This window comes from Brucella anthropi ATCC 49188, from assembly GCF_000017405.1.
GTDB lineage: Bacteria > Pseudomonadota > Alphaproteobacteria > Rhizobiales > Rhizobiaceae > Brucella > Brucella anthropi.
On sequence record NC_009668.1, the window covers coordinates 1,889,664 to 1,895,911 of the forward strand.

Here is a 6,248-nt window from a genome sequence, read left to right on the forward strand (position 1 = left end):
ATTAAAAACCCTGCTCTTTCATCCAGAGCCTGCCGCCTTCGGACACCGCGTCATAAACCGCACCACCGGGGGCGGCGCCGATATCCGTATGCAAGCCCGCATATGATGCTGCCTCTCCCGCCTGCCCGTGTGGAGCGGAAACGGCGATGCAATCCGTTCCAGTCCCTGTTGCAGCTCTACCGCCGACAATTAGGCCGAGTTCGATAATGGCAGTGGTGCGGGCCTCGGCAGCAATCGACATTGCCTCTATATGGGCTGCGACCGACAATGGTTTGTCGATGTGGACCAGAAGATTGATCGTTCCAACGGGCATCTTCATCTGTGTGAGTTCCCCCACCCTTCCCGCATTCGACAGGCCGACAGTGGCAAGACAGGCGGCATGCGTTTCGCCGGAGCGTCGCGTCGCAACATGGTGCTTCTGTACGCTACGCGATGTCATCATCTGCACCGCTCCGCCGTAACCGGCTTCGGCCAGTTTCTCCTGCAGCATAAGCACCGGGTCCACTTCCAACGTCAGATCGTCATTGCGTACTTCCAGCCAGGCGACGGAGCACGCCGAAACGAACCCCGGACGTGTCAGAGACCAGCTCAGGATGTTTTGCCTGTCTGGGAATTCAGCCGCGAGGATCGGGCCGGAACAATGGATTGAAAAAGGCAGCATGACCAACCTATCGCAGATCGGTGCGAAGTTCGCGACCAGCGCCTGCCAGCCATCCACAGGAGCGCAATGTCGCGATACCAACGGCGCGGCGATAAAGCACGCCTTCGTGACTTGGCCCTGGTTTCGCAAGACGGTATTGATCTCGGGATATTGTTTCGCGCGTCACGGAAACGGACAAGCGGTTTGCTCTGGATTGCGTCATGATCAACGATCTCACCGATGAGATATTCTGGATATTCACCATCGGGTGCTGCATCCTCTTCATCATGCGCCTTCTTTCGCCTCCCCCGCGTCATAAGGTTGATCAAAAACAAGACCTAAACACTTTGCGCCCTCGCCGCCGTTCACGCCGTCGCCGCTTTCAGGCATTGGACTAAGACCAGACCTAGCAGCCACATAAAGCTTCAAAGCGCAATTCGTCGCGAGCTGTATAGTCTTAACCGCAATTGCCGTGTCTGTTTTCCGGCCTACACTGGATAGCTTGATCTCCTTGAACTTCATGAACGATACGAAACCTAATTAGCCGTTTGGTTTTGTCACGCTGACTGGGCTTTATGGTTAACGACTTTGTCCATTCAGGGCAGCCATAAGCATTGGTCTGATCGAGAACGAACCGTTGGCAGCCTTTTCCGTCAGAATTCGCAAATAGCCGCCAGCGGACTGGATTTGCTCATAGCGCTGCAGGATATAAGCGATCACGATCGATGTATTGTGAGTTCCCAGCGTTTTCTTTGCGAGATCATAGAGCTTTCCATCGATCCCGAGGAAAGAGCGTACTTTCTCTGCTGTATTGGCCAAATCCTGCCAATGTCGGATGGATGAAATCGCATAGGCCGTGATCTCGGGACAGGAACGGAGCACCATGTCGAGCGAAACCGTGGGTTCAAACGGAGCGCTGGTGATTTCATTGATGCGCTGATCGATAAATTCAGGCGTTGCCTTTTCAAAATGGGAATCTGGATTCGATTCAATTTGCTGCCGCTCATTTTGAGATTCATTGGCGCGCAAATTTTGAACATTTTCATGAATTTTCAACGCGTTATCGATTTCTGTACGAATGTACTGCATGGATTCGACCAGAGCCGCCAGTTCTTCATAGTCTGCACGACGCGGAATGCTGTCGACAATCAGGCGGAAACGATGATGGATGTCTTCCCAGTCTCCGGCCAGTTCTTCCAGTGCGGCGAATTCGATAAGCTTGGTAATGTCACGGCGCAGCAATGTCAGGCGTTCGCGCATTTCACGCAACGCCGTCTTTTCTGCCCTCACCTGCTCTGCTGCCGCTTCCAGTTCACAAGCACGTGCCAGCAGCGGTGTCAGTGAAAAGCCGAATGCAATCTGCACGTCTCCACTTTTGGCACGGCGTGCATAGCGCTTACCATTCGGGCTGTCCTGACGATGGATGAAACCGCTATCGACCAGCGCTGCCAGATGACGGCGCAAGGTTGCATCGGCCATGCCATGGGCTCGCAATGCCAGTTGCTTGTTGGACGGGAACACGATCAGGCTGTTCTGCGCATTCAGTTCCGTTTCCGGATAGAATGACAACAGGGCTGAAAGAACCGCCAGAGAACGATCATTCAGGCCGAACTGCGTCTTTGCTTCGCACAGCCAGCGATGTAGTTGCCACTTATCGGCAACCGTTCCCGGTGCGATTTGCTGTGTGTTCTGTTGACTTGCCAACAAGGCAAGCGTCATCCTTCGACTGCCAAACGGCGTCGAGGCCAATTGAATCTCCATTTTCTTTCACCTTCCACAAGGCAAAAGAAATCCACCCGCCGAAATGACGCTAATTACACTTGACAGTGATTCGTGGATTTGCGATTCTCTAGCTGCTAAACCAATGAGAAGGGCTTCCACACGGCGACGTTTGGGGGCCTTTTTCTTTTGCTGTCTCGTTCCTCTTCCTGAACAGTTTCGACGCAAACACACTTACTATTGAACGCTAGAGCATTTCCTGTTTGTTTGAACGCACTGGAAATGCTCTATTTCTTTGTTCTACGCATGTCTTCACCCCGAAACCGGTTCCCACTTTCGGGAGACATGCTCTACACAGTCGAACCGTGGCAACCGCCGCCGTTCGTTACGCTTACTTACTTCTCCTCGCTCTGGAACGACGCATAAAGTTCATCCAGATTACGAGAAAGCCAATCGGCAAAACGAGGCCCGTTGGCTGCACTGAGCGCCAATGTAGCCGATTTGCCATTCTGTTTGATAACTGCGCTGACCGTCTTGTCAGAAGCTGTCCAGCTGGTGCCAGGACGCAGAGCCGCCTTGGTAACAGGCTTCTTCTGCTTGCCGCCTTTCAGATAGCCGTAAAGCTGCTCAAAACGATCAACGGACGTCGCGTTTGAAAATGCTGATGTCACCAGAAGCTCTTCTGCAGCATCTTTTCTGCCCGGGATCTCGATCAGTTTCCGCAGTTCCAACCAGCGGTCACGACCAATGCCCTTGGCCGGACCGATAGCCAGAAGAATATGTTCCGGAATAGCCTTCGGAATGGTCAGCATCTTCGACAAGGTCTGGTAATCGACTGTCAATGCTGCCTGTATGGCTTCACGCTCAAAACCAAGCGCTTCCAGACGCGCCGCAAAGAAAACACGCTCAATGAAGCTCAAATTGGCGCGCGCCGAGTTTTCCTGGCCCTGGCTCAGAATATGTTCCAGATCGGCGAGGGGCTTGATGACGGCTTTGACCTTGATGCCAAGCTCTCTGGCAACCCGCGCGCGCCGATGGCCGAAAACGATCATATAGCGATCGCTGGTCTTGGGATGCGGACGAACGAGAATAGGACTGTCCTGACCACGTTCGCGAATGGCTTCCAGAAGTTCCCGATATTCTTCGTCATCCGTTTCAGGCAGACGGTCCGCCACGAAGGAGACATCAAGATTGGCGGGATCAAGCTCGATAATGGCTTCGCCATCAAGCTTCTGGGCTGCCTGCTTTGCCAGCTCGTCAATCGAAGCGGACAGAGACTTGGCGGCACCGAACCGGCGCGATACGTTTTCGACCGACTGTGAGGCTTGTTCGGCCGCCGGTTCGTCTCGCATAACGCTTTCGAAGATGTTCTTTCTTGCCATTCTCATGTCCTCAAACCGGTCAGAGACCTGATTTTATTCAATATTCGCCGCTTTAGACGGCAGTCTAACGCCCCCATGCCTCGTGAATGAGGCCGCGAATTTCAGCGTTAACCGCTTCCATGGCTTCCATGGCGCGATCATAGGTGCCGCGATTCATCGATGAACGCTCGACCTCGTAAAGCGTCTGCTTGGTCAGACCAGCATCCGAAATCGCGGTTGATTTCAACATCTGGTGCTTCAGCATGTGCGAGGCGAGCATGCTCTGCATAAAACCGACCATCTGCGCCTGCGGAACGTCGGTCGGCTCGTAACGGGTAATCAGATAGCGGAACCAGTCGAGTTGCACCGCACCACCTGCCTGACGAACGGTCTTCAGAATGTCGCCGAGCATCAGGAGGAATTGCGACATGGACATCAGGTCGAGCATCTGCGGGTGAACGGTAATCAGGACGGATGTTGCGGCAGATAGCGCCGTCAGCGTCAGATAGCCGAGCTGGGGAGGGCAGTCGATGACTACCACATCATAGTCACCATCCACATCGGCGAGAGCCTGCGCGATGCGGTTCCAGAAAGTCTTACCCTCGCCGCCATTCTGCATGGCAAGCGGCGTATCATATTCATATTCCTGCAGCTCCAGCATGGCTGGAATAATATCGAGGCCGGGGAAATTCGTCCGGCGAATGACCTCACGGATAGACTTCCTTTCGGAATCGTAACGAATGGCTTCATAGAGCGACGGAAACTCATCGAGCTCCGGCTGAATGCCATGCAGAGCCGATAGCGAAGCCTGCGGGTCGAGATCGATTGCAAGTACGCGATGACCGGTCAGGGCCATGTGTTGCGCCAGATGTGCAGCCGTTGTCGTCTTGCCCGAGCCGCCCTTGAAATTGACGACGCCGATGACCTGAAGCTTCTCATTGCCGCGACGATGCGGAACGTAGCGCTTCACCTCAGCGCGACCATTCTGGTCAAGCCACTGGCGCAGCTCCTGAATCTGTTCGACACTATAGGCGCGACGGCCACCTGTCAGAATGGTCGGCTCGACACCTTTACCTTCCAGATGTAGTTTCTTGAGATTGCTGGGGGAGACACCAAGGAAGTACGCAGCCTCGGCCATCGAAAACTGGCGCAGCATATTCTTGCGCGCATCTGGCGGAAAGTTTTCGTGACGCAGCAGATTGAGCTTGCGAGAAATCTCGCGCCCTTGCGATAGTATCATGTCGTCAAACGACAAAGCTGCTGCTGGATTTGCGATATTCATTTACTTGGGATCCCTAGTGACGGCACTGGAACTAATACCGCCTAAATACCGTCATTATGTCCGATTCTTATTCTATCGCAAGAGGCGACCGAATTAACAAAGAGTTAGCGCCGAGAGTAAAACTAAACAAAATTTTATCGATTCGGCTGAAGTTGGTCTATCTATTTGTTTTTGTATGATAATATTGATTTTAGACGGCAGTCTATGATTCAGAGGCCTCCTTCATCTGAAGATTTCAATTGAGAAGAGTCTGTTTCCACATGGGAATGAGGCAGCTTTCCCGTTGTTGGAGGCACCGGGCTGATTCTCTGAAGGTGCAGCTTATCAAGCATCATTCCGACGCCGAAATGATAAATTGGCACTGCTTGAACCCGTCGGTGCGGGGTGGTTCAGCTCGGATCCTAGCTCGAGAAAAGACAGGTTATACTGAGCGGAAATATGAGGCGTTACCAACGCGTTTGTTGTTGGGAGCGAGGCATGCCTTCTGCGCTTTTCCCGTGCTGAGGTTTGTCTTGAATAGTCTTTGACCAGGCCGATAACCGCCGCTGGAAGCTGCAAGGAGTACGACATACTCAATTTATGACGGGATGATTTCGCTAACGGCTTTATTCCGGCCCGCTTCACATGACCTCCTGCAGATGCGACGGAGCGAATACGAAACGCGCAATTGCGGAACGATAGAAGGTGCGCCGGTGGCTCCGGCGATCTAACGACGGAAGCTCGAAGAGGGGAGGGGCAGTGAATTTTTTTCTGAAAGTTAGAGACCGGATTCGTTACGGCTCGGTTCCAATTTTGATGTCGAGCTCGTTTTTCGGCTTCCGATCACTGGTTTCAATGACCACGGCCTTTCTCCCACGATGGTGCAAACCAGCGCCTCCCATCTTTCAGTCTGTGGGGGCTTTTCATCTCTGGGGGATAGATTTCTTAACCAAATCGGGTTAGCATCGGAATCGTTAAAGAGATTGCTCCTGCGCTGTTAGATCGATGCATCGTGACGCGCCACATACCCTTCCCAGAACAGCGAAAACCATTGTCAGCCAGACGAAATCTAAGGCGGATTTAGCTTTAGTATTTTCCATAACCGCTAATTTTTTCAATATATTACCTATGCGACTCGACATCATAGAAAGTGGCCGACAGGGGTAAGCGGGGCATATCCGTTGGCGGTGCCATTTTGTTGTGCAGTTGCACGGTGAGTTGCAATCTACCATAATTCCTTTTGCCCAAGAAGGTCGTATAGATTGCA

The 6,248-nt window shown here is 52.8% G+C and carries 6 protein-coding genes; all 6 read right to left on the reverse strand.

Translation table 11 applies throughout. The features are described 5' to 3' along the window. Window position 1: 1 nt before the first annotated feature. Window positions 2-661 (reverse strand): adenosylcobinamide amidohydrolase, encoded by a 660-nt coding sequence (locus OANT_RS22960; protein WP_012093714.1) that lies wholly within the window; start codon window positions 659-661, stop codon window positions 2-4. A 7-nt stretch (window positions 662-668) separates the two neighbouring features. Further along, window positions 669-929 (reverse strand): hypothetical protein, encoded by a 261-nt coding sequence (locus OANT_RS26555; protein ID WP_012093715.1) that lies wholly within the window; start codon window positions 927-929, stop codon window positions 669-671. Next, entirely contained in the window at window positions 926-1,162 is a 237-nt protein-coding gene (locus OANT_RS26815; RefSeq protein WP_040128517.1) for a hypothetical protein, read from the reverse strand. The genes OANT_RS26555 and OANT_RS26815 overlap by 4 nt, the downstream gene beginning before the upstream one ends. A 57-nt stretch (window positions 1,163-1,219) precedes the next feature. Continuing rightward, window positions 1,220-2,401 (reverse strand): plasmid replication protein RepC, encoded by a 1,182-nt coding sequence (repC, locus tag OANT_RS22975; RefSeq protein WP_012093716.1) that lies wholly within the window; start codon window positions 2,399-2,401, stop codon window positions 1,220-1,222. Window positions 2,402-2,754: 353 nt separating this feature from the next. Then, a complete protein-coding gene (gene repB, locus OANT_RS22980) occupies window positions 2,755-3,741 on the reverse strand; it encodes a plasmid partitioning protein RepB (protein ID WP_012093717.1) in 987 nt (328 codons plus the stop codon). Between the two features lie 64 nt (window positions 3,742-3,805). After that, window positions 3,806-5,002 carry a plasmid partitioning protein RepA gene (gene repA, locus OANT_RS22985; protein WP_012093718.1) on the reverse strand — a complete coding sequence of 399 codons (1,197 nt, stop codon included), beginning with the start codon at window positions 5,000-5,002 and terminating at the stop codon, window positions 3,806-3,808. Between the last annotated feature and the right edge of the window lie 1,246 nt (window positions 5,003-6,248).